The sequence below is a fragment of the Nocardiopsis sp. NPDC050513 genome, assembly GCF_044457925.1.
Classification (GTDB): domain Bacteria; phylum Actinomycetota; class Actinomycetes; order Streptosporangiales; family Streptosporangiaceae; genus Nocardiopsis.
Genome location: NZ_JBITHK010000011.1, coordinates 50,159 through 75,314, shown reverse-complemented (window position 1 = coordinate 75,314; position 25,156 = coordinate 50,159). Strand labels below are relative to the sequence as shown.

The window sequence follows — 25,156 nt, the reverse complement described above, 5'->3', positions numbered from 1 at the left end:
TGGGGCGAACGAACGCCGACTCCTGGGGCGGTTGAGGTGCGGAAGCGCAGTTCCGGGTGCGTGCGAACCCGGGGCCATTGACACCCGCCCCAACCCGTTCCGGGGCGAGGCGGGCAAGGCACCTGTGTCCCCAGGAATCGATGTGTAAAGAAAGGTGCCCCGGGTGGTGCTGCCAACACCAGTCCGGGGCGTGATTTCCACCTGCGCTATTTCAGGAGGTAACCGTGGCCGAGTCTATTGGAAGGCACCGCAGGCGTCGACGGGGGTGGGCCAGCCGAGTACGGTGGTGGCTCGCCGCGCTCTTGGCGCTCGTGTCCTCTCGCCCGCAGGCGGCCCGTCGGCGGCCCGAGAGGCAAGTAGCCCGGGACGCCCGATCCCAGCGTCCCCGTGAGGCATGTGTGGCCAAACAGGCGCCCTCTACGCCTCCGCCCGCTGGGACGGGAGTGGCCGATGATCCGGGATGGGTCTCGAACTACCGCACGGCGAGCAACCAGCACTCCACCTCATGGGCGCACGCCTTCGACAACACCGCCTTGGAGGCGGGAGTGGTGCCCCCGCCCCGCAGGCCCAGGCAGGTTGAGCGCGGTTGGTGCGTGGACGACTCCGGGATCAGCGCTGTGCGCCCCTACCTGGTCAGGCACGAGGAGCACATGGCCCGACTGCGTGAACGAGTGCCCAGGGAGGTGGCTCACGGCGAGGCCAAGGGAGTGGGCCGCCACCGGGCGGCACCCGTCCCTGTCAGCTCCGGTGATGAGAAGAGGGAAGCCGGAGAGTTCGACGACCTGGCCCGCCTGATACGCCAGTGGCAGACCATGACCGGCTGACCACAGACTCGCTCCTCGGGGGTGGTGTCACCGAACGTTCGGTGACACCACCCCCGCCGCGTTCGGTGTCTCCTACGGGTGCTGTCACACGTCAGGGATGCGATCCGGAAACCGGAGTGCTCTGCGTGCTCTTCGCGACCATGGGCACCACAGGGACGACTGGTTGGACATTTTCCGTGTGGCGGTCGGTGTGACCGCGGTGATCCGACTGATGGCCACACGCTGGGTAGGTGGGAGCGTGCGCCGGATCGTCCGGGAGCGGTGCCTACCCCAGGCGTGGTACCCAGCCCTCGGGGCGGCCCTTCCCGGCGGGCTTGACTTCGGCCTCGGATCCTTTGACGAGGCCGGTCGCCCGGGCTACCGCAAGGGCGGGGGCCACGTCGAACTCGTCCGCCTTGCAGCGGATGTACTGCGAGTTCTGGCGTGCGGCGAAGACCAGGACCCTGTCCAGGGCCGCACGCCACTCCTCCTCGCTTCCGGTGCCCCTCTCGGCCAGCTCCAGTACGCGGTGGACGAGAGGGGACCCCTCCCTCCGCTTGTCCGAGGAAGACCACAGGTCGAGGAAGTTCAGAACCGTCGTAGTCGCGTTCTCCGCCGTGGACAGGTGGGGCAGCAGCAGGTTCAGGCCGTCGTTGTCGATGAGGTCGGGGTAGTCGATGCGCGCCCAGGCGGCCCCGTCCCACCAGTAGGCGAATCCCTGTTCGCGTTGGTTCTCCAGCTCGGTGAACCAGGTCCAGGGCAGCCAGTCGGGTCCGGCGTAGGGGTCGTAGCCCTCGATGTCGATGTGTTCGTCGCACTGGTGGTCGGCACCGACGAGAACCCCGCGTCCGCCTTCGATCCGTGCGAGCCTCCACTCGTTGCCGCCCGCGTCGTCGTGGTGCACAACCGCGTCGGCATAGGCGTGCTGGTTCCTGCTGCCGCCCGCCTCCAAGGCGGCCAGCGCGGCGGCACGAGCCCAGAGGACGTCGAACGGAGGCAGATCCTCGGGACGCCCAGGGGCGTGGAACTCCATGATCGGGCCCTTCCAACAGAGATGGGAGTCGGTCGCGCGGTGAAGCTACACCGGGGCTCCGACAGCCGGGGTACGGCCTTCACCGGCCAGGTAGGCGCTGGCCCCCTGCTGCTCGGAACCGGGCCCGCCGGTGAAATGGACCTGCTGGCCACGGCATCAACGGCGGTCACTGCCGTGAGGTAAATCCACTCGGTCGTCGCGGACATCCGACAGCTGATCTCGGGGACAAGAAAACTCAGCGAGCATCCCTGGGTTCCCCTCCCTCTGAGTGTCACTGAGGAACGCAGTGAAGGTTTCTGCGCAATCCTGCGAGGTCCGTCCTTGTGCGGCCGGGGAGTTGAAAGGTGAAAATAACCTGATAGGCGATGATCAGAAATACAGCTCATTCGGATGGCATGAGAGCAGCGCATAGAAGCCACCTCGCTCCTCTGACTCGCCCATGCCGGGGCGAGCTACTCGGGGCCGTTCATCCCCGAAGGGAACCAGCCGACGCGGCAGGTGGCGGCCACGAGCCCAGCCGCCGTTCGCCTTGCGTGCCTTCGGCGATCGTTCCGAGGTACTGATCAGGGTGTGAACAGGGGTGGTGAGAGTGCTCCGTGGCCTACTCCCCTTGGAACGGAGTACCCCCACCCCGCTCTCACCGCAGGTCAAGGCGTTCTCACCTACTCCCATGGGTGCCCCGACTGAATACCTAGTAGGTCGTCATCTCACGTAGGGGGCGGGCGGCCCCCAGCCCAGGGCGGACATCGGCCGCCCCACCCCCCTGCTCATCCGCCCCCATGCCTGGTCGGCCTCCCTCCATCCCCCACCGTTCCACTTGTCCCATAAATAAATGATGTCCACATCATCCTTTTGAACGTGTCTGGGTGATCATCCGGAACCGTGCCGTGCGTGGAAACATGATCACCCAGCCCGGCCTCATGAACCGTGCCTCAACGCCGCCCCATCTCGTGTGCTCCTGTGCGTCCTTCAAATCACACGAAGGCGCTCAGAAAGTTTCGCGGCGCGGTTTGACAAACCCGCCTCGACCAAGTTCCTCTTGGATTGCTCCCGAACCGGAAGACCGGTTTCCGGGGTGGGCTGAAAACGGGCTTTCGTGGCGGGTTGAAAAACGCAACACCCAAGTGAAACCCGGCCCTCCGAAGAGGAGCACAGTAAAAGATCAGGAGTTATTCCATGCGTACTACACACGCCATTCACGGATCGGCCAGGTGGGTGCTCGCCTGTCACCGCGAGCGGTTCGGGGACGTGTCGTTCCACCTCCACCTCACCCAGGTGGGCCTCAACCAGCCGAGGCTCTAGCTCGGCCCCGGGGCGGGCGGTGCGCCAACACCGCGACCTGCCCGGAGCCGAACCCGTCACCGCTCGCGCCCAGCACCGGTGCGACATGCCGTCCCGCCTCCGAGGCGGGCGTGAGCCAACACCCACAACCGTAAGGACTGCCGCTATGACTTCGCACCGCTCGGCCACGCACACCCGCGAGCGCATCCTCGCCGCCTTGGGCATGTTCACCGCACCGGTCGCCGTCACCGAACTCGCCGACGCCGTCGGGATGGGCCGCTCGACCATCACCAAGCACCTCAACGACCTGGAGAAGGAAGGCGCCGCTACCCGGATCCCGGGCGGCCGCGACGGTAGGCGGCGCCTGCCCGACCACTGGACGATGGTCACCACGGGCGCTGACCTGACTCCGGAGGCAAAGACCGAGGGCGCCCCCCAGGCCACCGACACCGGTCCCGACGAGGTCGATACCTGCGAGGCTCCGGCCGCCTCCACCCACCGGGCTGCCGCCCAGGCAGAGATGCCCGTGTCGACCTCGCCTCAGCGTCCCGCGGTCGCGCCGGTGGCCACCCACCGGCTGGATGGGGGCGGGGCCGGGGCGGTCAACCCGGTGAGCGGCATGAACCGGCTCGCCCCGGGGGAGCTGAAGCTGATGGTCCAGGCCATCCTCGACAGCGACCCGAACCAGGAGTTCGGGGCGACCCAGATCAGCCACCTCCTCCGGGGCCGGTCGATCGGAGCGATCCAGAACAACCTCGCCCGCCTGGTGGCCGAAGGGGCGGCCGAGCTGACCCGTGAGCGGCCTCGCCGATACCGCACCACCAAGGCCCCGGCCCCGAACGTCGGCTGACACCCGCCCACCCAGAGGGTGTGGGCGCACAACAGCCCACACCCCCACCCGGTGAACACCCCGGGAGGGTATTGTGTTCGATCTCCTGCGGCGGCTCGGCTGCCCATGCGTTCGGCTCGCCCACACACCCGCCAACAGCACCTGACCCGCCTCATCGACACCCGGCTGGCCTTGCGCGAGGCCAGCCGGGTTCTGGCGGTCGTGCCCTCTTCCCGGGGCGGGTGTCGCATTCGCTGCGAAGACGTCTTCCTAGGAGTTCATCAGGGCGCGAGGACGAGCGAGGAAGAGGTCCGCCGATGGCAAGACCCGAACACCTGTACCTGACACCACGGCCCTGGCCAGCGGACGGTCCTTGGGGGCGGGGTCGTTCGGATCACCGTGTGGGGCTGTCCCGGCCTGGGGCGTGTGGGGTCACCAGGGCCCCGACGTCGGCGCTGGCGCCCGGGGCGGGCTCATCGCCCCAGGACGTGCCGATCGGGGCGGTCGGGCCGTCTGACGGCCCGACCCTGGCTGTCCCCGGTGCCAGCGCCGGATGGGCGGGTGGCGGGAATCGTGTGAAACCCCGCGAAACGGGTGCTGGGGTGAGGTTCTTCGCCCATTGGACGGTCAACGCGCCGAATCCGCTTGACCACCTCGGCGAGGTCGAGCGTGGATGCGTCCTGCCCTGTCCAACACGGGGCCGCGAACCGTATCTGCGCAGGCCAGAGATGGGGAGGAGGTGGATGAGGTGGCTGTGAAGACTCGGGTCACGCTGGACGAGGTCGCCTCGTTGCCCGTGGTGCTGGACCCCGTGACGGCCGGGCGGATGCTCGGCATTGGGCGGACCACCACCTACACGCTCCTACGCCAAGGAGCCTTCCCCGTCCCCGCCCACCGGACCGGAAGAACATGGATCATCCCCACCGCGGGGGTACTCGCCTATCTCGGGTTGCCGGTGGGCGCCCGTTTTTCCGGATGCGGGTCGCGCGAGAACACCGAGACGAAGGTGAGGTCGTAGATGGCCACGCGTGAAGGATCCACGTTCAAACGGTGCGGGTGCCGCGACGAGACGACCGGCAGGGCGTTGGGGGTGACGTGTCCCCAGCTCAAGCGCAAGGGCGGGGGATGGAACCCGGCCCATGGGGCGTGGGCGTTCCAGTACGAACTCCCCCGCACCACCGACGGCAAGAGGCGTCAGGCCCGCCGGGTCGGGCTGGCCACCCACACCGAGGCCGTCGAAGGGCTGGACCAGGTCAAGGCGCTCCTCGCTCTGGCCTCGGGGGATGAGGACATCGAGGTGCAGGTCGCGGACCTGATCCAGACCGCGCTCGCCAACCGCCGACCCCTCCCGGACCTGGAGGAGGTCCGTAAGCGCATCGGCACCGGGGTGGACGTACGGGCCGAAGTCCCTTCTGTTGCCGCGTGGTTGACGGAGTGGTTGGACGGCAAACCCGACCTGGCTCCGGGTACCCGTGCCTCCTACGCCGGGCACATCCGCAAGTACCTCATCCCGCATCTGGGCCGGTTGCGGTTGGACAAGCTCCAGGCCCGCCACGCCGAGGCGATGTTCGCGGTCATCGAGGAGAGCAACCAGCGGATCCTGGAGTGGCGTGAGTCCGACGACCTTACGGTGCAAGCCTCCGTCAAGGGGCAGCGGGTGATCTCCCTGTCGACCAAGCACCGGATCCGCGCCACCTTGCGCAGCGCGCTGTCCGAGGCGGTGCGCCGTCCGGACCTGCCGGTGGGGGTGAACATCGCCTCGCACGTGCGGTTGCCGTCGTGCCCGAGGGTCAAGCCGATGGTGTGGACCCCCGACCGGGTGCGCCGCTGGGAGGCGGATGGGACGGTGCCGGGGGAGGTGATGGTGTGGACTCCGGAGCAGACCCGTACCTTCCTGACGCACGCGCGCAAGTACCGGTGGCTGTATGCGATGTTCCACCTGATCGCCGCCAAGGGCCTGCGGCGCGGGGAAGCTGTGGGGTTGCCGTGGTCGAACATTCGGTTGACGGACGGGCAGATCGACATCCGCGTCCAGGTCGTCCAGCTCGCGTGGGAGACGGTGACGAGCACACCGAAGAGCGCGGCGGGTCAGCGCACCATCACCCTGGACTCAGACACCATCAAAGCGCTGCGCGCCTGGCGGCGCTTCCAGTTGGAGGCCAAGCTCCAAGCCGGAAAGAACTGGGAGGACACGGGGTTGGCGTTCACCCGGTCCGACGGGGCGGGGTGGCACCCGGCGCAGGTCAGTGACTGGTTCTTGAGGATCTCCCGTGCGGCGGGGTTGCCGCCGATCACGCTGCACGGTCTGCGCCACGGGGCTGCCTCCCTCGCCCTGGCCGCGGGGACGGACGTGAAGGTGGTCTCCACCGAACTGGGGCACGCGACCACCCATTTCACCCAGGACACATACCAGACGGTGTTCCCGGACGTAGCCAAGGCAGCGGCCGAAGCGACGGCGTCGCTGCTGCGGGGTGGGCCGGTTCCGCTGAAGACGCCGATGCCGTAGCCGGACCGGAGAGCACACCAGGAGCGAGAAGACTCCACCGATCCCGGGCCGCGCAGAATACTCACCCGTGCTGGCCTGGGGTTTCCTCGTTCCCGGGGTCGTCATCCCATCGGATCAAAGGTCTGCTGGGGGCGGTCACTTGTCGGAGAGCTCGTCCCGCCAGAGCCGTAGAACCTCCTTGCTGGCCTGTGTGTCAGGGTGGTCGGGACCCAGCACCCGCTCCTGCTCGTCTGCCAGGGTTGACAGCACTTCGGCGGCTTTGACGGTGTCACCGGACCGGTAGGTCCAGGCGGCGAGGTTGTTTCGGGTGTTGAGGGTGTGGGGGTGGTCGGGGCCCAAGACCCGTTGCTGATCTCTTCCCAGGGCTGATAGGAGTTCGATGGCCTTCGCGATGTCACCGGACTGGTAGGTCCACCAAGTGAGGTTGTGCCGGGTGGTGAGGGTGTCGGGGTGGTCGGGGCCAAGTACACGCCTCACCTCAGTGAGCAGTCCCGCGTAGGCGGTAGCCGCTCCAGGCGCGTCCCCGGCCTTACCGCGCCAGCGGGCGAGACTGCTGCGGGTAGCGAGCATGTTGGGGTGGTGTGGTCCCAGCACGCGTGTCATGTCGGTGAGCACCCCCTCGTAATCGGTGGCGGCTCCTGCAGGATCCCCGGCCTGACCCTTCATGTGAGCGAGTCCGCTTCGGGTGGTGAGGGTGAGAGGGTGGTCGGTACCCAGAACCCGCACTATGTCGGTGAGCAGCCCCTCGTAGGCTGCAGCGGCGCCTCTCCCGTCCCCGTCTTGACTCCGCCAGTGGGCGAGGTTGGACCGGCTGGCGAGTGTGTTGGGGTGGTCGGCGCCCAGGATACGCAGCTGGTCGGTGAGCAGCCCCTCGTAATCGGTGGCGGCTCCTGCAGGATCCCCGGCCTGTCCGCGCATGTGGGCGAGGTTGTTGCGGTTGGTCAGGGTGTCGGGGTGGTGTGGTCCCAGCACGCGTGTCATGTCGGTGAGCACCCCCTCGTAATCGGTGGCGGCTCCTGCAGGATCCCCGGCCTGACCCTTCATGTGAGCGAGTCCGCTTCGGGTGGTGAGGGTGAGAGGGTGGTCGGTACCCAGAACCCGCACTATGTCGGTGAGCAGCCCCTCGTAGGCAGCGATGGCTCCCCCCGCATCCCCCGCCTCACCCCGCCACCGGGCAACACTGCTACGGGTGTTGAGGGTGTGGGGGTGGTCGGAACCCAGCACGCGTACCTGGTCGGTGAGCAGACCGTCGAGAACGGTGGCGGCACCTGCCGCGTCACCGGCCTCGCCTCGCCATCGGGCAACACTGCTACGGGTGGCGAGGGTGTCGGGATGGTCGGGACCCAGGACCCGTAGCATCTCGGCATACAGATTCTCGTAGGCGGTGGCGGCACCGACGGGGTTCCCGGCCTGGCCCTGTATGCGGGCGAGGTTGTTGCGGGTGGCGAGTGTGTCGGGGTGGTCGGGGCCCAGGATACGCAGCTGGTCGTCGAGCAGGCCTTCGTAGGCGGTGACGGCTCCCCCCGCATCCCCCGCCTCACCTCGCCACCGGGCGAGGTGGTGGCGGATCATGAAGATTGCGGGGTGATCGGCGTCCTGTACACGCAGGGTCTCGGCGAGCAGAGTTTCGAAGGCGGTGGCGGCACCTGCCGCGTCACCGGCCTCGCCTCGCCACCGAGCGAGGCCGCCTCGGAAGGTCAGAGTGTCGGGGTGGTCGGGGCCCAGGATACGCAGATGGTCGTCCAGCAGAGTTTCGAAGGCGGTGGCGGCACCTGCCGTGTCACCGGCCTCGCCTCGCCACCGGGCGAGGCCGCCTCGGAAGGTCAGAGTGTCGGGGTGGTCGGGACCCAGGTGCTTGTGTGCGGACTCGGTAAGGTGCTGGAAGGACGCGATAGCCTCGCTCACGCGACCCGCCTCGCCCAGACTGAGGCTAGAACGCAAGAGAAGATCGTGTCCGTCGGGGTCCCACAGCCAGTCCTCAACGCATTGTCCCCCCGAAATGGGGTGGGAGCACAGGACGGTGGTGTTGGCGCGTAGCAGCTGTGCTAGGGCGGTGTCGCGTTCGATCTCGGGCCAAACATTGACGAGTGCGTCCGCCACTGTGCGCACACTGGTCTGGGTGGGGCGGGTGGCGGTGTGTTCCCGGGTGGCCCGCTGGACCAACTGATGGGCTCCCACCACCGCTGGTCCGGGCGTGTCCTCTTGCGCGGCGGGGGGCGTGGTGGTGCGGGTGGTCAGGTTCAATCGGGCTAGAGCGGCCAAGGCAGCACGGACTTCGTGCGAGGCCAGTGCGCGGGGTCCGAGCTTGGTGTCGGAGGCGGCGGGGGACAGGCCCAGCGCGCCCCTGAGCCGTGCGAGGAATCCTGGCCCTCGCTGCGCACGCGGAGAAAGGCCGTCCGGTGCGGCCAGAGTCGCCTGTCCGCAAGTGCGGTGGGCGGCTAAGTACTCGAGGACGGGTGGGGCGGTGAGCACCTGTTCCGGGATCGCGGTGCCGTCCAGGAGCGCGATGATCCCCATCAGGGGGCGAGCGGTGCCTCGGGGGTGGAAAGTGTCCGCCTGGGCCAGGGATAGGTCCCAGGTGGCGGTGAGCGGCGTGGGACGCGTCCAGTCGGGGAACACCTCGCGCAGGGCGCTCATGCGATCGTGGAACACCTGGAGGTAGCCCCTGCAGCCCAAGCCGAGCTCGGCCATGTAGGGGACGGCCTGTCCCAGAGCGAGGGGGAGGTAGCCCAGGTCGCGGGCGAGGATATCAAGCTCCTCGCGAGTGTCGTCGATACCGGCCGCATCGAGTGCCTGGACGAGGAAGACACGGGCTTCCTCTTCCGTGAAGACGTCCACGTCGAGCAGGTGGCGGCCTTGGACAGTGAGCGTGTGGTCACGGCGCCGTGTGGTGACCAGCATCCGACCGCGGGGTTGGTCGTGCGGAGGCCACAGGTCGTCCACATTGGCAGGGTCAGCCAAATCATCCCAGACGATGAGCCAGCGCCGACCCCGGTGTTTGGTGGAGTCCTGGAGCCAGGCCAGAAACAGATGTGCGGCGTCCTCGGGGTCTTCGGGCACGATGGCTAAAAGGTGGTGGGCGGCCTGGGCATAGGCATAGGTGATCTGGTCGCGGGTGGACGCATCTGCCCAGATCAGGAGATCGATACGGTGTTCGGGGCCGGTGGTCTTGCGCAGGTTACGGGCGTAGTTGGCGGCGAGCTGGGTCTTGCCGACCCCGCCTGTTCCGGACAGGACCTGGAGTGGGACCACGATGCCGAAGCTGCTCAGGGCCTCATCGAGGTGGCTGGCGACGGTTCGGCGCTGGTAGTGGGCGGCTTCTTCGGGGATGGCCCCAACATGGACCGGCCAGTGGACCTCATGCTTCGCGTGGTGGTGGTTGATCTGCTGGCCGATGATCGTCCCGGCCCGCGCCTTCCGGAAATCGAAGTGGTTCATGCCCTGGTGGCCGCTCATGACTGACGCCCTTGTCCGTGACCAGGTTCAGGGGAGGCAGCGTTGTTCTGCTGGCCGATGATCGTCTCGGCTTGGGCTCCTCGGAAGTCGAAGTGGTCTCCCCCATAGGTGGTCGTTTCCGGGCGCGCGTCGTTGTCATCGGGTACCTGCGATGCCCCGGTGCGGTGGGGTGGCGGGGGCGGCATGGGCCGGGTAGCAGTGCTTGAGACTCTCGTTACGGTCCAGACCACGACATTCACGGGTAGCCCCAGAGCTGCGGTGATTCCTGCGGCCCAAGAGGCGGCTTCCCACCCGTTGCGGGTGGTGGGTCCGCCGCCGAACCAGAGTCCAGCCGCTAACGCGGTCAGCACGGCGATGACGGTCAGCCCCGCCCAGATCCACCTTGCCTTGTTCATGCCATCTGATTGTGGTGGGAAAAGCGCTGTGGGGTAAGGGGTTCGGTGGGAAACGGCCGTATGCGGCCGGTGTGGCCATCACGGCGCACAAGGCCCCGGATCGCGCATGGCGTGGCGGCTGCGGGGCGCGGGTGGGCGGACACGGCGCGCCCTGGACGGGCCCCACAGGGTCACGGGATGGCAAAATGCTCCGCGAGGTGGGGGCCCGCCTGTACGGGACCTTGCACTGGGGAGCACACGAGGAGCAAAATCCGCCCCCAGACGGGCCCCGCACCTCGTCTGTTCGACTCGTGCACCCCGTTTGACCTGGGGTTTTGTGGCGCACCCGGCAGGATTCGAACCTGCGGCCATCGGATTAGAAGTCCGGTGCTCTATCCACTGAGCTACGGGTGCCTGTTTCAATTGTCGCTCTGGGTGGCAGCGCGTTGCCGCGTCGTTACCCTTGGCGCGGACGGGGTGCTGCTCCCCACGACGGGGTCGGGGCGGCGACCTGTGGCCGGAAGGCCCGTGTCGTGGTGCCTGTGGCGTCCCGGGCAGACATTCTAGGGTATTCGTCTGATGTCGCCCACAGCCGGGCAAAGTCTGACCAACTACGGTCATTCGTAGATGCGTCTCGTTACCACTCGTGCTCCACCAAACCGGGTGCTATGGGCCTCGTGCACCACGTTACCGGTGATTAACCCCCGATGCGGTGCTGTGCCGCTGGCGTTTCGCGAAGTCCGACGGGGCCGCCCCTCGGAGGGCGGCCCGACGGGTCAGAACATCCACCACTGACCCGCGAGGAGCATCATGGACGCCAGCGTGACCAGCATCGGGCTATCCCTTCACGGTCGACTGTAGGACGCTCTAGGTGTATGGGCGAATACATTGCGTGGCAAACGTTGGTTTGCTGTGGTTTGGGATTGCCCGGGGTCGCTGTTGACACGGATACCGTGGGCGGGTGCGATCTCTAGGACTCGTGGCCGGATTCCTGCTCGATGCGGTGGTGCCGGACCCTCGTCGTGGACACCCCGTGGCCCTCTTCGGTCGTGTCGCCCAGGAATGGGAACGCCTCGTCTACCGGGACTCCAGGTTGGCCGGGGCGCTCTTCGCGGCGGGCGCCGTGGCTCCGGTCGTGGTGGCCGGTTCGCTGGTGCGCGGGGTCGTGCCGACCGCCGTCACCGCGTGGGCCACGCTCGGCGGCGCCATGCTGGGGCGCGAGGCCGGGAGGGTCGCGGACGCGCTCGAGGCCGGTGACCTCGAGCGGGCACGCGGACTTCTCACGGGACTGTGCGGTCGCGATCCCGCGGGACTGGACGAGGGCCAGATCGCGCGCGCGGTCGTGGAGTCCGTCGCCGAGAACACCTCCGACGCGGTCGTGGGCCCCCTCGTCTGGGGCGCGCTCGCCGGGGTCCCCGGGCTGGCCGGGTTCCGTGCGGTGAACACCCTGGACGCCATGGTCGGCCACCGGGACGCCCGGTACGCGCGGTTCGGCACGGCCTCGGCGCGTCTGGACGACCTCGCCGGGTGGGGGCCCGCCAGGCTCACCGCCCTGTTGACCGTTCTCGCGGCCCCCGTGGTGGGCGGCGACGTCGAGCGCGCGTGGCGGACGTGGCGCCGCGACGGGCACGCCCATCCCAGCCCGAACGCCGGTCAGTGCGAGGCCGCGTTCGCGGGCGCGCTCGGGCGGTCCCTGGGCGGCGTCAACGTGTACGCGGGCAGGGAGGAGTCCAGGCCGGTGTTGGGCGACGGGCCGCCGGTCGGGGTCGCCGACATCCGGCGTGCGGTGCGCCTGGCCAGGGCGGTCAACGTCCTGGCCCTCGTCGTCGCGGCCGGGGTGGCACGGTGAACGCACTGCTGGTCGCCGGGACCGCCTCGGACGCGGGCAAGAGTGTGGTCACGGCCGGACTGTGCCGCTGGCTGGCCAGGCAGGGCGTCAGGGTGGCGCCCTTCAAGGCCCAGAACATGTCGCTCAACTCGGTGGTCACGCCCGGGGGCGCGGAGATCGGCCGCGCCCAGGCCGTGCAGGCGGCGGCGTGCGGTATCGAACCGACCGCCGACATGAACCCGGTACTGCTCAAGCCCGGGGGCGACGGCCGCAGCCAGGTCGTCCTCGACGGCCGCGCGGTCGGCGACGTCGGCGCGCTCGGTGACGGGGCCCAGCGCGAACGCATGCGCGAGTCCTCGCTGAAGGCGCTGGCGCGGTTGCGCGCCCGGTTCGACGCGGTCGTCTGCGAGGGGGCCGGCAGCCCGGCCGAGATCAACCTGCGCGCGGGCGACATCGCGAACATGGGCCTGGCCCGCGCCGCCGGCCTGCCCGTGGTGGTCGTCGGCGACATCGACCGCGGCGGCGTCTTCGCGTCGATGTTCGGCACCCTGGCGCTGCTGGACGCACGGGACCAGGCGCTGGTCGCCGGGTTCGTGGTGAACAAGTTCCGCGGCTCCCGCGAACTGCTGGAGCCCGGCCTGGAGATGCTCCGCACCCTGACGGGGCGCCCGGTGCTCGGGGTGCTTCCGTGGCGGGAAGGGCTGTGGCTGGACGCCGAGGACTCCCTGGCGCTGGACACCGCCCGCGGGCCGATGCGGCCGCCCCTGGGCGAGGTCCTGCGCGTCGCGGTGGTCCGCTACCCCCGGATCAGCAACTTCACCGACATCGACGCCCTCACCGTGGAGCCCGGTGTCGACGTCCGCTTCGTGACCGCGCCGCACCAGCTGGCCGACGCCGACCTCGTGGTTTTGCCGGGCAGCCGGGCGACCGTCGCCGACCTGGCATGGCTGCGCGAGCGCGCCCTCGCTCCGGTGCTCGCGGAGCGGGCCGCCCGGGGCCGCCCGATCCTGGGCGTGTGCGGCGGCTACCAGATGCTGTCCCGGTGGATCGAGGACCCCGTGGAGTCGGGGTCGGGCCGCGTCGCCGGGCTGGGGCTGCTCCCCACGACCGTGGTCTTCGCCCGGGACAAGACCCTGGGGCGCCCGGTCGGAACCGCCTACGGCCATCGCGTGGCCGCCTACGAGATCCACCACGGGCAGGTTGACGTGCACGGCGGTGAGCCGTTCCTGGACGGCTGTCGGCAGCGGGCCGTGTGGGGAACCACCTGGCACGGCGCGCTGGAGAACGACGCCTTCCGCCGCGCCTTCCTCGGGGACGTCGCCCGGGCGGCGGGCCGCGGCTACGTTCCGGCCGGGGACACCGATTTCGCGGCGGTGCGCGAGGCCCGTCTGGACGCGCTCGGCGATCTCGTCGGGCGGCACCTGGACACGGACCGGATCCGGCGGCTCCTGGCCGAGGGCGCGCCCTCCGACCTGCCGGTCATCCCCCCGGCGGGACCCGTGGGATGACCGGCGAGGCGGGGTTCACGCGGCGAGGCTGCGCGCGTAGTTCACCTGGTCGTTGATCTGTCTGCCCATGCTCGCGCGCGCCGCCGGGATGCTGGTGGCGTGGTAGCTGCCGTGCCCCTGGACGGTCACCTGGATGTGCCCGGAGGTCTTCTGCTCCTTGACCAGCAGGATGAGCAGGCCGAGCAGGCAGGTCCACCAGAAGATCAGGATCGCGGTGATGACCGCCCAGGTCGGGGTGCTGGTCTCGGTGCGGCTCATGTCGGTGACCGTCCACACCGTGCCCTTGATCGGGAAGCGCCCGGCGGGGGTGATCACCGTGTTCTGGGTGATCGCGATGTCCCCGATGGTGAGCAGGGGCGTCTCGTTGGGGACGGCGCCGTAGGGGTCGGGCGCCTGGTAGCCGCCCGTCCCGGGGTTGTAGGGCTCCATCGCCCCGCCGCCGTGCTGTTCAGGGGGGAGCCCCCACCCTTGGTGCTCACCGCTGGGCTGCTGCCACGGGTCGCCCGGGTTGGGGTTGGGGTACTGGTTCATGCCGCGATTGTGTCAGAGCCCTCGGGCCCGTCAGGCGGAATCCGGATCAAGGTGGGGATTCGCGTCCTGTTCGGACGTCGGGGGCGGGACGGAACATGGCCGGATGTGGCCACGTGCGACTCCCCGTGACGGCAGTCCGTCAGTCCGTGTCCGGCGCGTTGGCGCTGCGTGTGGCGTGGGTCACGTCAAACCTCTGAATCTCCGGAGCCTCCGCGGGCCTGAAGAGGAAAACATGAATGTCTTTCGCAATTTGGTTACCTGCGCGTAACATGCCGCTGATCCATCGCCGACCCCCAGGTGGTGACAGCACGTGTTCCCCCGACTCAGCACGCGACTGCGTACCGGCGCCGCGGGCGCCGCACTCGTGGTCACGGCGGCGACCGCGGGCGCCCTCCCCGCGACCGCGGCCGCGGCCGACCCCGGACCCCTTCCGGACTACTGCGCCCCCGAGGGCTGCCACGACATCCTCCCGCCCGGCCAGAACGGCAACGCGACGCTCGTCGAGATCCTCGGCCACCAGCTCTTCGGCACCCGCCCCCGGCACTCGTCCAGCCAGCTGGACATGTACGACGACCTCGTCCACCACTACGACGGCCTCACCGAGGAGGGCCTGGACGACTTCTTCCTCGACGCCACGTTCGGGGTCGACCCCGACGACGTCGGCCGCGAGTACCAGCCCCGCGAGGACGTCACCATCGTCCGGGACGCCGGCCACGGCATCCCGCACATCACCGGCACCACGCGCGAGGGCACCATGTTCGGAGCCGGGTACGCCGCGGCCGAGGACCGCCTCTTCCTCATGGACGTCCTACGCCGGGTCGGCCGCGGCGAGCTCACCTCCTTCGCCGGAGGGGCTCCGGGCAACCGCGCCCTCGAACAGGACCTGTGGAGCACCGCCCCCTACACGGAGGAGGACAAGCAGGACCAGATCGACCGGGTCGCCGCCAGCGGTGAACGCGGTCGGCAGGCGTTGGAGGACGTCGACGCCTACCTCGACGGTGTCAACACCTACATCCGCCAGTCCGACCGGGGCCGCTACTTCCCCGGCGAGTACGTCCTGACCGGGCACAAGAACGCCGTCACCAACCGCGGGGAGATCGAACCCTTCACACCCACCGACGTGGTCGGCATCGCGGCCATGGTCGGCGGCATCTTCGGCGGCGGTGGCGGCGGCGAGGTCCGCTCCGCGATCGTCCTCGCGAACTTCCAGGACCGCTACGGCGCCGAGCGCGGCGCCGAACTCTACGCCGACTGGCGGATGGAGAACGACCCCGAGGCCGTGGTCAGCGTCGACGGCGAGTTCCCCTACACCGGCACGCCCGACGACCCCGTCGGCGAGGTCCTGCCCGACCCCGGCTCGGTCGAGCCCTACGACATCGTCCACGACGAGTACGGATCCGCGGTCTCCGGCGAGAGCGTCGAGCCGCTCGCCGCCGAGGCGGCCGCCCGGACCGAGGAGGCCGAACCCGAGGACGCCGCCGACCCGCCGACCCTGGACGACCTGCCGGACGCCCAGCTGGAGCGGGTCGAGGAGATGGCCCAGGACGGCGACGTGGACTCCCTGGAAGGCGTCTTCAACGACGGCGTCCTGCCCGACGGGTTCCTCGACCCGCGCGGCATGTCCAACGCCCTGCTGGTCTCGGGAGAGCACACCGAGAGCGGCAACCCCGTCGCCGTCATGGGCCCCCAGACCGGCTACTTCTCCCCGCAGCTGCTCATGCTCCAGGAGCTCCAGGGCCCGGGGATCAGCGCCCGCGGCGCCTCCTTCGCGGGCGTGAGCTTCTACGTCCAGATGGGCCGCGGCGTCGACTACGCCTGGAGCGCCACCTCCGCGGGCCAGGACCTCACCGACACGTTCGCCGCCGCGCTGTGCGAGACCGACGGCTCCGCCCCCACGACGGACTCGCGGCACTACGTCGACACCTCGGGCACGTGCGTGCCCTTCGAGGAGCTCAGCGTCTCCAACGACTGGGAGCCGACCGTCGCCGACCAGACCCCGGCGGGCGGCTACACCCTCACCTCCCTGCGCTCCGAGTACGGTCTCGTGGAGTCGTTCGCCACGGTGGACGGCGACCCGGTCGCCTTCACCTCGCGGCGCTCCACCTACATGCGGGAGGTCGACTCGATCATCGGCTTCCAGCGGTTCAACGACCCGGACGCGGTGACTTCGGCGCAGACCTTCACCGCTGCCGCCTACGACGTCGGCTACGCGTTCAACTGGCACTACGTCGACGACGAGGACATCGCCTTCGTCAACTCCGGAGCCAACCCGGTCCGGCTCGGCGGCACGAACCCCAACCTGCCGATCGACGCCTCCTCGGCCGCGGGCTGGTCGGGCTGGGACCCCGCGACCAACGCGGCCGACTACCACCCGCTGGCCGACCACCCGCAGGCGGTCAACCCCGACTACATCGTCAACTGGAACAACAAGCCCGCCCAGGGGTACACCTCCGGCTGGTCCACCGGGTCGGTGCACCGCGGCGACCTGCTCGACGGCCGCGTCTCGGCGCTCGTCGAGAGCGGCCACCGGTTCACCCCCGCGTCGCTCACCCGGGTGATGATGGAGGCCGGGACCGCCGACCTGCGCGCCCAGGAGGTCCTCCCGCTGCTGCTGGAGGCCATCGACTCCGCCGAGGTCGAGGATCCCGAGCTGGCCGCCGTCGTGGAGGACCTGCGCGCCTGGAACGAGTCCGGCTCGTTGCGGCGCGAACCCGAACGCGACGCCGGACACTACGCGCACGCCGACGCCGTCCGCGTGCTCGACGCCTGGTGGCCGCGCCTGGTCCGGGGCCAGTTCGAACCCGGGCTCGGCGAGGGCCTCTACACCGAGCTGACCCGTGCCGCCCGCGTCGACGAGTCGCCCTCCAGCGGCGGCCACGTCGGTTCGGCCTTCCAGTACGGCTGGTGGTCCTACGTCGACAAGGACCTGCGCGCCGTGCTCGGCCACGACGTGGAGGGGGCCCTGGGCGACGCCTACTGCGGAGGCGGGGACCTCGACGCCTGCCGCACGGTCCTGCTCGACACGCTCGCCGAGGCCGCCGCCGTCCCCGCGGACGAGGTCTACCCGGGTGACGGCTCCTGCCCGGCGGGGGACCAGGTGTGCGCCGACGCGGTGGTCCACAGCGCCGTCGGGGGAATCGGCATGTGGCCGATCGCCTGGCAGAACCGGCCCACGTACCAGATGGTCTACCAGTTCTCCGGAGGTCGCTGACCCGTCCGCCTGGTCCGCGGCGCGCCGCGGACCAGGCGGACGGAACGCGCGCGGTCGCGGTCCGGGGCGCTCCCACACGGGTGCCGCCGCGGACCGCGTCCGCGTATCACTCCGGAGAATCACGTGCTTCGCCGAGCCCGTCTGGGTAGCTTAAGGATTACCCGATACGTCGCGGGAGGGCCGCAGAACATGCCTGACTGGCTGATCTGGATGATCCTCGCTGTCGCCCTCGGAGTCGCCGAGGCCCTCACACTGACCTTCGTGCTGGGACTCGTCGCCGTCGCGGCCCTTGTCGCCGCGCTCCTGGGCGCGATCGGCCTGCCCGTGGCCGTGCAGATCATCGGGTTCGCCGCGACCGCCGCCGCCGGACTCGTCCTGGTCCGACCGATCATGCAACGGCAGATGACCCGGGGGCCCGACGCGCGCTCGGGCGCCGCCGCCCTGGTGGGCCGCTCCGGCGTCGTCCTCCAGGAGGTCGACGGCGACCGCGGGCTGATCAAACTCTCCGGAGAGGAGTGGTCGGCACGGTGCATCGACGAGGACCTGGTGATCCCGGTCGGCGCGCACGTCGACGTCATGGAGATCGACGGCGCCACCGCCGTGGTCTATCCCCGGGAGGCCCTGCCCTGAGCCCCGAGGCGACGGGCTCCGGCGTCCCGGGAAGTCCCGATCCACAGCCACGACCCCAAGGTCAGGTGCGGACATGTTCGACCCGACTATTCCCTTCGTCATCCTCGCGGTCATCCTCGTGGCCATCGCCCTGTCGGCGATCCGCATCGTCCCGCAGGCGAGGGCCTACAACATCGAGCGTTTCGGCCGCTACATCAAGACCCTCAACCCCGGTCTGAACTTCATCATCCCGGGCGTCGACCGGGTCAACACCAAGTTCGACCTCCGCGAGCACGTCTTCAGCTCCCGGCCCCAACCGGTGATCACCGAGGACAACCTCGTCGTCAACATCGACACCGTCCTCTACTACCAGATCACCCAGCCCAAGGCCGCGGCCTACGAGGTCGCCAACTTCCTCCAGGCCATCGACCAGCTCACCGTCACCACCCTGCGCAACGTCATCGGCTCCATGGACCTCGAACGGACGCTCACGTCCCGGGAGGAGATCAACACACGCCTGCGCGGGGTCCTGGACGACACCACCGGCAAGTGGGGCATCCGCGTCAACCGCGTCGAGATCAAGGCGATCGACCCGCCGCCCACCATCAAGGAGGCGATGGAGAAGCAGATGCGGGCCGACCGCGACAAGCGCGCGGCCATCCTGCACGCCGAGGGAGAGCGCCAGGCCCGGATCCTCAAGGCCGAGGGCGCCCGCCAGCAGGCCATCCTGGAGGCCCAGGGCGACCAGCAGGCGGCCATCCTGCGCGCCGACGGCGAGGCCAAGGCCGTGGAGCGGGTGTTCCAGGCCGTGCACGCCAACGACGCCGACGCCAAGCTGCTCGCCTACAAGTACCTGGAGACCCTCCCGCACCTGGCGCAGGGCGAGGGCAACACGTTCTGGGTCATCCCCGGCGAGCTGACCGAGGCGATCAAGAACGTCACCCACGCCTTCGCGGGGGAGGCCGCCAGGACCGTGCCCTCCACGGAGAAGGGGTCCGAGGAGGTCGGCGCCGGGCCGGCGCGGATCACCGCGGGCGAGGAGCGCGACCGGTCGTCGTCGGAGCAGGCCGCGGTGGACGCCGCCGAGGCGGCCGAGCGCGCGGTCGCGGACGCACGGGACGACGTGCGCCGCGCCGGCGCGTCCATGGGCGGCACGATGCCGGGACCGCGCGAGGAGGCCTGAGCGGCCCGACGCCGGCCCCGTGCCCGCGACCATCGGGGGGCGCGGGGCCGACGTGCGCGGCGCGCGGTCAGGTCAGGAGGAGCTTGCCCGTTGTCGCGCGGCCGGTGAGGTCGCGGTGTGCCCGTCCCGCCTCGGCCAGCGGGTACCGGCCGCCGATCCGCACGTCGAGCCGACCGTCGGCGAGCAGCCCGAACAGGTCGCGCGCCCGCCCGAGCAGCTCCTCGCGCTCGGCCACGAAGTGGGCCAGGGACGGTCGGACGAGGTACACGGACCCGGCCTGGGTCAGCCGCAGCGGATCGACGGGCGGCACCATCCCGCTGGACTGGCCGAACAGCGCCAGCACGCCGCGCGGGCGCAGCGAGGCGAGGCTGGCCTCGAACGTGTCCCTGCCGACCCCGTCGTAGACCGCCGCGACGCCGGCGCCGCCGGTGAGGTCGCGAACGGCCTCGGCCACGGGGGTCCGGGTGTAGCGGATGATCTCGTCCGCGCCCGCCTGCCGGGCGAGCCGCTCCTTCTCCTCCGTGGACACGGTGCCGATGACGCGGGCGCCGCGCTCCTTGGCCATCTGGGTGAGGAGCAGACCGGTGCCGCCCGCGGCCGCGTGCACCAGGACTGTGTCGCCCTTGTCGACGGCGTACACCGTCCGGGTGAGGTAGTGGGCCGTGAACCCCTGGAGGAGCAGCGCCGCCGCCTGCTCGTCGGTGACCGCGTCCGGCACGGGGACCACGAGGGAGGCCTTGACGACCGCCCGGTCGGCGTATCCGCCGGGGGCCATCGCCCACGCGACGCGCTGGCCGGCGGCGAGGCCGTCCACGCCCTCGCCCAGCGCCGCGACCACACCGGCGGCCTCCATGCCCGGGATGTAGGGGAGGGGGACGTCGTACTGGCCCTCGCGCTGGTAGACGTCGATGAAGTTGACGCCGCGGGCGGTCACGTCGACCAGGACCTCGCCGGGCCCCGGCCGGGGGTCGTCCGTCTCGGTCAACCGCAGTACTTCCGGGCCGCCGTGTTCCTCGATGACGATGGCGCGCACTGGTCCACTCCTTCGCTGGCTCCGAACTTCCCGCATCATGTCAGCCGCGCCGGATTCCCGCCTATTCCACGGCGGGGGACGGGGACGCGGCCGCGGTGGCCTCCGGCTAGTCCCCGGCGAGGATCTCGTGCACCGAGAAGCTCGTGAACAGCACTCCGATCCGTGTGTTGCCGGGGCCCGTCCGGGTCACGACCCCCACGCGGCGCCGGTCCTCGGGCTCCTCGGCGTCGTCCGGCAGCGGGTTGTCGTCGACGGCTTCCACGACGAGTTCGTCGTTGACCCACATCCGCAGCCGCATCCGGTCCCCTTCGCCGCCCTCTCCCGCGGAGAACTCGCACGCGAGCGCGACGGCGTTGGCGACCAGGGTGTCGTCGGGGCCGATGTCGTAGGGGTCGCCGCCGTCGCCCTCCTGGGTCCCGCCCCCTTCCTCGAACTGGGGGTAGCGCAGGTAGCCGGACACGTCGACCGTCTCGCCGAGGGGTTCGTTGGAGCCCTGGTCCAAGACGACCCGGCGGATCTCCGCCGTCCGTCCGTCGAAACGCAGGAGCGCCTCGTACATGCTCCGCTGGTCCTCGCCCTGGTGGTCCGCGTTGTCCCAGCAGCGCACCCCGAACTGGCCCTGGGCGGGCCCCTCCACCATGTGCGCCGTGGCCGTGACCAGGACCGCGTCGGGGAGTTCGGGCTCGATGGGGGCGATCTCGCCGCGGCTGGCGTCGCCCTCGGGGCCGAGGGAGAGCAGCATGCCGCGCCCGGCCCAGTACCCGTCGTCCTCCTCGGCCTCGGGGTCGTAGACGCCGTTGCTCCAACCCGGGTCGGCGGCGAAGTCGTGCCCGTAGATCGACACCGTGATCTCCGGTGGCGCGTCACCGCCGAACAGCAGGGTGAAGGCGCCCACGCCCGCGATCACGACCAGCGCGAGCGCTCCGCCCGCGACGGCCACGAGGCGGCCGCGCCCGCGTCGGGGCGGTGTCGCACCGACCCCCTGCGGCGCGCGCGGCGGCTGGCCGGGGCCACCGGGGCCGCCAGGTCCTCCGGCGCCGCCCGCTCCGGAGCGGGCGTCGAACGGCTGCCCGTCGCGCGGGGTCAGGCCCGTCGGCGGACCCTGTCGGAACGGCGACGCGTGGCCGTCGGACGGTCCGTGGCGGCCGTGAGCCGCCGCCGGATCCCCTTGGGGAGGGCGCCCTCCGGGGTCCGCGGGTCGCCCCGTGCCCGGCCCGGGTCCGTGGGGCGGTCGGCCGACGTACACGGTCGTCTGCGGTCCGGAGGGCGCGTACCCGGATCGCGCGTCGTGGACCTGGGTCGGGGCGGCCGGGGCCTGGATCGGCGTGACCCGCGTCGGCTCAGCGGACCGGTGCTCCGACACGGGAGGCGGGCCCGGCACCGGGGGTGGGCCCGGCGGCGCCCAGGAGGTGCTGATGGTACGCCGCACCTCAGCCTCCTCGGGCTCCTCCTGCCCGGTCAGCAGGGCGAGGATCCGACTGGCGGTCGGACGGTTCGCGGGCGACTTGTCGAGCGCGGCGCCCACCAGGTCCGACAGGCTCGGATCCAGCCCCTCCAGGCGCGGCGGGGCGGTGGAGATGTTGTGCAGCACGGCGGGGACGGTGGCGGCGTCGAAGGGGGCGGATCCGGTGCCGGCGAACGCGACGAGGCATCCCCACGCGAAGACGTCGGCGGCGGGGGCGGCCCTCTCCCCGAGGATCAGTTCGGGGGCCAGGTACGAGGGCGTGCCGATGAGTTGACTGGAGTGGGTGACCGCGCCGTCCTCGTCGTCCAGAGCGCGGGCGATCCCGAAGTCGATGACCTTGGGGCCCACGGTGGACAGGAGGACGTTGGCGGGCTTGAGGTCGCGGTGGACCACCCCGGAGCCGTGGATCGCGGTGAGCGCCGCGGCGACGCCCAGCGCCAAGCCCTCCAGCGTGCCGCCGCGCATCGGGCCCTCCGCGCGGACGTGCTCGTCGAGGGTGGGGCCGGAGACGTACTCCGACACGATGAAGAGCGGGTCCCCGTCCAGGCGCGCGTCGAGCACGGCGGCGGTGGAGAACCGGGCCACGCGCCGGGCGGACCCGACCTCGCGCGCGAACCGGAGCCGGAACGCCTCGTCGTCGGCCAGGTCGGGGCGGATGAGCTTGACGGCGACGGGGCGGTCCGCGGTGTCCCGGGCGAGGTAGACCGTTCCCATTCCTCCCCTGCCCAGGCGGCTGACGATCCGGTAGCCGCCGAGTTCGCGCGGATCCCCCGCGCGCAGGGGGCGGCCGCTCTGATGCCCGTTCGACGTCACAGTTGAGGGTCCTCGCATGGATCGGGGAGGGTGCGCGGCTCAGCGTACCGAGGTCGGAGGGCCGCGGGTTCCGGTGTGGTCAGCCTGCGCACGGACCTTCGGAACGACCTTCGGGTCGGACCCTCGCGGTCCCGCGCGGGGGTTCGGTCGGGGGGACGCCCGCGCGCGCGAAACGGTTCCGCGGGGGTGCGGATTTCGCTAGTCTTAGAACACACGTTCGAACGCCGGCCCGTGCTTCCTCCGGGCGGGCGGTCCGGCGGCGTGCGTCTGGGCAGGGGTCGGTCGAGGTTGAGGGGGAGCGCGGTGGGGCGGTACTACGGCGCGGAGGTCACGGTCGTCGAGGACGACGGGCGGCCGGCCAGGTTCACGTGGAACGGTCGGGTCTACGGGGTGCGGAGGATCCTCGACCACTGGGTGACCGTCCGCATGGACTGGAGCCCGGCCAGCACCTCGGAGGTGCCCGAACGCCGCCACTGGCGGGTGGAGGCCGGAACCGCCCACGCCCAGGGGGTGTACGAGCTGCGCCACGACACCGCGACGGGGGAGTGGCTGCTGTCGCGGGTCTGGGACTGAGGCCGGGCCCCAGGGCGGTGCGACCGCTCGGACGGTGCTCCGCCGGTCAGCGTCCCAGGTCGGCGGGCAGGAGGCTGTAGACCGCCAGGTCGGCCCGGCCCGCGTGCAGCGGCATCGCGCTGCGTTCGACGCCTTCCAGGGTGAACCCGGCGCGCTCGGCCACCCCGCGCGAACCGGCGTTGTCCGTGGCGGCCTTGATCTCCACGCGCTGGAAGCCCTGGTCGATCGCCCACCGCGAGACCGCGACAGCGGCTTCGGTCGCCAGCCCCCGGCCCCGCGCCCAGGGCGACACCCAGTAACCGATCTCGGTGTTCATCGCGGGCCACAGGGTGCGCAGCAACCCGACGCACCCCACGAGACGGCCGCTCTCCCGCTCCTCCATCGCCCACTGCTGCCCGTCGCCGCTGGTGCGCAGAAGCGTCGTGGTCTCCCGGCACCAGCGTTCGGCGGCCTCGCGGGTGTAGGGCGTGCCGGGGGAGGGGATGGGCACCCACCGCTGGAGTTCGGGGTCGGTGCAGGCGGCGTACACGTCGTCGATGTCGCCCTCGACGAACGCGCGCAGCCTCAGCCGCTCCGTCTCCAGGATCACGGTCGGCAGGATCCACTGGGAGGGGTCGCGCGGCGGGGCGTCGGGCATGGGCGGGGCGGGTCCTCGGTCGTCGGGCAATGCGCACACCCTACGCGTTGTGGAACATTCTTCGCGTATCTGGATGATCTACGACGTACAGGTGCTGAACGTACGCACTTCCCCACACAGGGTTCACCGCAGTATCCCACCGCGCCGACGCCCCACCGCGCGCTCCTCAGCCCCGGCCGCGGACGACCCGCTGGCGGATCTCGGTGTCGAACACCTCGGAGAACGCGTTCCCCGGGCACTCGGTGTCCAGCCAGTCGCGGTGCCGCGAGATCGTCCGCGCCGGAGTCCTCGCGCCGGTGCCCGGGTGGACGTACTCGATCTCCGCGGCCGGGTCCGCGCCCGTCACGGCGCACAGCAGACGCAGGACGTCGACCAGGGAGTCCCGGGCCGCCTGGGTGGGCAGTTCGTCCGTGAAGTCACCCAGCAGGCACACGCCGACGTTGCCGTGGTTGAACGTGTAGGCGTGCCCGGCCGTCACCGACGCGGCGCGGCCCGGCCTCGGCCGACCGGAGAAGACCGGCACCCCGTCCCCGCCCGAGTGGCGACCCTCGTAGACCACGCCGTCGGGGTCGATCAGCACGTGGTAGCCGATGTCCCCCCACGCCAGCTGGACCGCGTGCAGGTGGTAGACCGCCCGCACGTCGGCCGCGTGGTCGCCGCTGGTCGCCAGGGCGGTGTGGTGCACGGTGAGCGCCTGCACGGGGTGGAACTCCGCGGGCCAGAGGTCGTTGCCCTCGTCGTCGAAGCGGTACGACTCGTCCGCGCCCCAGCCCGCGCGGGTCACGAACCGTGCGGACGGGCGTCCGTAGGGGCCGCTCAGGGTCTGGTAGCCCCCGTCCGGAGCCGACAGGGACGTGCGGGCGGGGCCGTCGAGGCGCAGCGCCTCTCCGTCGCTCAGGTTCAGCGCCGACGTCTGGGCGCCGCCGCGCACCTCGTAGCCCGTGGCTCCCTCGGGGGCGCGGACGACGGCGGAGGAGACGGGGTCCCGGTCGTCCCGTCCCGAGGTGTGCAGGTGCACCGGTTCCCAGGCGCCGAGGACTCCGCCGGTCTCGAAGCGGATGGCGGGTTCGGTGCGCGTCGTCACGGGCCGGGTCACCGTCACGACGTCGAAGCGGGTGTCCGGGCGGACCAGGCCAGCGGCGGCGGAGGCCGGTTCGGCCATGACACGGGGGATCTCCAGGGCCGTGTCGGCCAGGGCGGGACCGCGCGCGGGCAGTGCGGTGCCGAGCGCGGTCAGGCCCGCGAGGGCGGTGGAACTGGCCAGGAATGAGCGGCGTCGCATACTTCGTCCTTCTCTGCGGGCGGCGATGGACAGGCCCTGCCGTCGGCGGGGACGGACGCCTGGGGCGCGCCGCCCGGCGCCGGTCGCGGATCGGGCCGTTCCCGGGGGCGGGGGGAGGCCCGGACAGCCTGCCACAAGCCCGTGTGCGTCGGCGTTTCGGCGCGCCACGGTGGATTCTCGGAGCCGACCCGACCTTGGCGA

General features: G+C 70.8%; 18 protein-coding genes and 1 tRNA gene. 11 read left to right on the top strand and 8 right to left on the bottom strand.

Annotated features, from left to right (window positions below; genetic code table 11):
* Positions 1-443: 443 nt before the first annotated feature.
* Positions 444-824 (top strand): hypothetical protein, encoded by a 381-nt coding sequence (locus ACIBFB_RS19880; RefSeq protein WP_397232165.1) that lies wholly within the window; start codon positions 444-446, stop codon positions 822-824.
* 265 nt (positions 825-1,089) lie between these two features.
* Here ACIBFB_RS19880 and ACIBFB_RS19875 read toward each other — a convergent pair whose 3' ends face one another.
* On the bottom strand, positions 1,090-1,836 hold the full coding sequence (locus ACIBFB_RS19875; RefSeq protein ID WP_397232163.1) for a hypothetical protein: 747 nt from the start codon (positions 1,834-1,836) through the stop codon (positions 1,090-1,092).
* A 1,176-nt stretch (positions 1,837-3,012) separates the two neighbouring features.
* Here ACIBFB_RS19875 and ACIBFB_RS19870 point away from each other — a divergent pair.
* The 4 genes from ACIBFB_RS19870 to ACIBFB_RS19855 all read left to right on the top strand — a co-directional run bounded on the left by ACIBFB_RS19870 (position 3,013) and on the right by ACIBFB_RS19855 (position 6,452).
* Positions 3,013-3,138 (top strand): hypothetical protein, encoded by a 126-nt coding sequence (locus ACIBFB_RS19870; protein WP_397232161.1) that lies wholly within the window; start codon positions 3,013-3,015, stop codon positions 3,136-3,138.
* Positions 3,139-3,283: 145 nt separating this feature from the next.
* Complete coding sequence (locus ACIBFB_RS19865; RefSeq protein ID WP_397232159.1) at positions 3,284-3,967, top strand: winged helix-turn-helix domain-containing protein; 684 nt, start codon at positions 3,284-3,286, stop codon at positions 3,965-3,967.
* Between the two features lie 727 nt (positions 3,968-4,694).
* A complete protein-coding gene (locus ACIBFB_RS19860) occupies positions 4,695-4,964 on the top strand; it encodes a helix-turn-helix domain-containing protein (protein WP_397232157.1) in 270 nt (89 codons plus the stop codon).
* Positions 4,965-6,452, top strand: a complete 1,488-nt coding sequence (locus ACIBFB_RS19855) for a tyrosine-type recombinase/integrase (protein ID WP_397232155.1) — start codon at positions 4,965-4,967, stop codon at positions 6,450-6,452.
* Between the two features lie 135 nt (positions 6,453-6,587).
* Here ACIBFB_RS19855 and ACIBFB_RS19850 read toward each other — a convergent pair whose 3' ends face one another.
* Positions 6,588-9,908 carry a tetratricopeptide repeat protein gene (locus ACIBFB_RS19850; protein ID WP_397232153.1) on the bottom strand — a complete coding sequence of 1,107 codons (3,321 nt, stop codon included), beginning with the start codon at positions 9,906-9,908 and terminating at the stop codon, positions 6,588-6,590.
* Between the two features lie 712 nt (positions 9,909-10,620).
* A tRNA-Arg gene (locus ACIBFB_RS19845) sits at positions 10,621-10,696 on the bottom strand.
* Between the two features lie 547 nt (positions 10,697-11,243).
* Between ACIBFB_RS19845 and ACIBFB_RS19840 the strand changes: the two genes are divergently transcribed.
* Complete coding sequence (locus ACIBFB_RS19840; protein ID WP_397232151.1) at positions 11,244-12,131, top strand: cobalamin biosynthesis protein; 888 nt, start codon at positions 11,244-11,246, stop codon at positions 12,129-12,131.
* Positions 12,128-13,618, top strand: a complete 1,491-nt coding sequence (locus tag ACIBFB_RS19835; RefSeq protein WP_397232149.1) for a cobyric acid synthase — start codon at positions 12,128-12,130, stop codon at positions 13,616-13,618. Before ACIBFB_RS19840 ends, ACIBFB_RS19835 begins: the two co-directional genes overlap by 4 nt.
* A gap of 15 nt (positions 13,619-13,633) precedes the next feature.
* On the opposite strand, the gene ACIBFB_RS19830 is transcribed toward ACIBFB_RS19835, so the two are convergent.
* Positions 13,634-14,149, bottom strand: a complete 516-nt coding sequence (locus tag ACIBFB_RS19830; RefSeq protein ID WP_397232147.1) for a hypothetical protein — start codon at positions 14,147-14,149, stop codon at positions 13,634-13,636.
* A gap of 310 nt (positions 14,150-14,459) precedes the next feature.
* Here ACIBFB_RS19830 and ACIBFB_RS19825 point away from each other — a divergent pair, with 310 nt between their 5' ends.
* The 3 genes from ACIBFB_RS19825 (at position 14,460) to ACIBFB_RS19815 (ending at position 19,152) form a co-directional block, all read left to right on the top strand.
* On the top strand, positions 14,460-17,360 hold the full coding sequence (locus tag ACIBFB_RS19825) for a penicillin acylase family protein (protein ID WP_397232145.1): 2,901 nt from the start codon (positions 14,460-14,462) through the stop codon (positions 17,358-17,360).
* A gap of 189 nt (positions 17,361-17,549) precedes the next feature.
* Positions 17,550-17,990 (top strand): NfeD family protein, encoded by a 441-nt coding sequence (locus ACIBFB_RS19820; protein WP_397232143.1) that lies wholly within the window; start codon positions 17,550-17,552, stop codon positions 17,988-17,990.
* 73 nt (positions 17,991-18,063) lie between these two features.
* Positions 18,064-19,152, top strand: coding sequence for an SPFH domain-containing protein (locus tag ACIBFB_RS19815; RefSeq protein ID WP_397232141.1), 1,089 nt, complete (start codon positions 18,064-18,066; stop codon positions 19,150-19,152).
* 67 nt (positions 19,153-19,219) lie between these two features.
* Here ACIBFB_RS19815 and ACIBFB_RS19810 read toward each other — a convergent pair whose 3' ends face one another.
* Positions 19,220-20,185 carry a quinone oxidoreductase family protein gene (locus tag ACIBFB_RS19810; RefSeq protein WP_397232139.1) on the bottom strand — a complete coding sequence of 322 codons (966 nt, stop codon included), beginning with the start codon at positions 20,183-20,185 and terminating at the stop codon, positions 19,220-19,222.
* A 106-nt stretch (positions 20,186-20,291) separates the two neighbouring features.
* Positions 20,292-22,463 carry a serine/threonine-protein kinase gene (locus ACIBFB_RS19805; protein ID WP_397232137.1) on the bottom strand — a complete coding sequence of 724 codons (2,172 nt, stop codon included), beginning with the start codon at positions 22,461-22,463 and terminating at the stop codon, positions 20,292-20,294.
* A gap of 303 nt (positions 22,464-22,766) precedes the next feature.
* Here ACIBFB_RS19805 and ACIBFB_RS19800 point away from each other — a divergent pair, with 303 nt between their 5' ends.
* Entirely contained in the window at positions 22,767-23,036 is a 270-nt protein-coding gene (locus tag ACIBFB_RS19800) for a DUF6504 family protein (protein WP_397232135.1), read from the top strand.
* A 46-nt stretch (positions 23,037-23,082) separates the two neighbouring features.
* Here the strand turns inward: ACIBFB_RS19800 and ACIBFB_RS19795 are convergent, their stop codons facing one another.
* Both ACIBFB_RS19795 and ACIBFB_RS19790 read right to left on the bottom strand, forming a co-directional pair.
* Entirely contained in the window at positions 23,083-23,673 is a 591-nt protein-coding gene (locus tag ACIBFB_RS19795; protein WP_397232368.1) for a GNAT family N-acetyltransferase, read from the bottom strand.
* Between the two features lie 166 nt (positions 23,674-23,839).
* Positions 23,840-24,955 carry a peptidoglycan recognition family protein gene (locus tag ACIBFB_RS19790; RefSeq protein WP_397232133.1) on the bottom strand — a complete coding sequence of 372 codons (1,116 nt, stop codon included), beginning with the start codon at positions 24,953-24,955 and terminating at the stop codon, positions 23,840-23,842.
* Positions 24,956-25,156: the final 201 nt, after the last annotated feature.

What these genes read in the sequence shown, in the direction of transcription:
- ACIBFB_RS19875 (WP_397232163.1), bottom strand. Translation starts at nt 1,836, where the DNA reads ATGGAGTTCCACGCCCCTGGGCGTCCCGAGGATCTGCCTCCGTTCGAC.
- ACIBFB_RS19870 (WP_397232161.1), top strand. Translation starts at nt 3,013, where the DNA reads ATGCGTACTACACACGCCATTCACGGATCGGCCAGGTGGGTGCTCGCC.
- ACIBFB_RS19865 (WP_397232159.1), top strand. Translation starts at nt 3,284, where the DNA reads ATGACTTCGCACCGCTCGGCCACGCACACCCGCGAGCGCATCCTCGCC.
- ACIBFB_RS19855 (WP_397232155.1), top strand. Translation starts at nt 4,965, where the DNA reads ATGGCCACGCGTGAAGGATCCACGTTCAAACGGTGCGGGTGCCGCGAC.
- ACIBFB_RS19850 (WP_397232153.1), bottom strand. Translation starts at nt 9,908, where the DNA reads ATGAGCGGCCACCAGGGCATGAACCACTTCGATTTCCGGAAGGCGCGG.
- ACIBFB_RS19830 (WP_397232147.1), bottom strand. Translation starts at nt 14,149, where the DNA reads ATGAACCAGTACCCCAACCCCAACCCGGGCGACCCGTGGCAGCAGCCC.
- ACIBFB_RS19820 (WP_397232143.1), top strand. Translation starts at nt 17,550, where the DNA reads ATGCCTGACTGGCTGATCTGGATGATCCTCGCTGTCGCCCTCGGAGTC.
- ACIBFB_RS19815 (WP_397232141.1), top strand. Translation starts at nt 18,064, where the DNA reads ATGTTCGACCCGACTATTCCCTTCGTCATCCTCGCGGTCATCCTCGTG.
- ACIBFB_RS19795 (WP_397232368.1), bottom strand. Translation starts at nt 23,673, where the DNA reads ATGCCCGACGCCCCGCCGCGCGACCCCTCCCAGTGGATCCTGCCGACC.
- ACIBFB_RS19790 (WP_397232133.1), bottom strand. Translation starts at nt 24,955, where the DNA reads ATGCGACGCCGCTCATTCCTGGCCAGTTCCACCGCCCTCGCGGGCCTG.